1 pseudogene is annotated in these 371 nt (G+C 62.8%); it reads left to right on the top strand.

The annotated features are described in order from the left end of the window. Nucleotides 1-97 (top strand): annotated as a pseudogene (locus WDW90_RS38470) (IS5/IS1182 family transposase); the annotation flags it as partial. Nucleotides 98-371: the final 274 nt, after the last annotated feature.

Genomic DNA, 371 nt, shown 5'->3' with positions numbered 1-371 from the left:
CATCCGCTACGAGCGACGCCGCGACATCCACCTCGCCTTCACGACACTGGCCGCAGCCCTCATCGTCTGGCGCTTCATCGAACGGTGGTTTTGTTAGACGCTCTAAGCCGGTCGCCGGAACTCAGGGGCCGCCCTACCGTACGGACCCGTACCGAACGGGGGGCAATGTCGGGGTTTGCAGCCCACCGCTGATAAGCTCTGTTTCGGCTTTGCACGTGCTCGGACGAAGCGCACATGTGTCCCGGCCGCTGTAGCGGCTGCTCACCTCTGCTACTTGGTTGCGGGAGCTACCGATCCCTCATCGCCAGAGGCGATACTCTGGTTGCCGCAGGTTTCTCTGTCATCGAGGTGGTCAGCACCGACGAGGCTCT

Source organism: Methylobacterium nigriterrae, from assembly GCF_037106235.1.
Taxonomy (GTDB): Bacteria; Pseudomonadota; Alphaproteobacteria; order Rhizobiales; family Beijerinckiaceae; genus Methylobacterium; species Methylobacterium nigriterrae.
The sequence above is the reverse complement of the archived record's forward strand: the minus strand, read 5'-3'. Positions and strand labels throughout refer to the sequence as shown.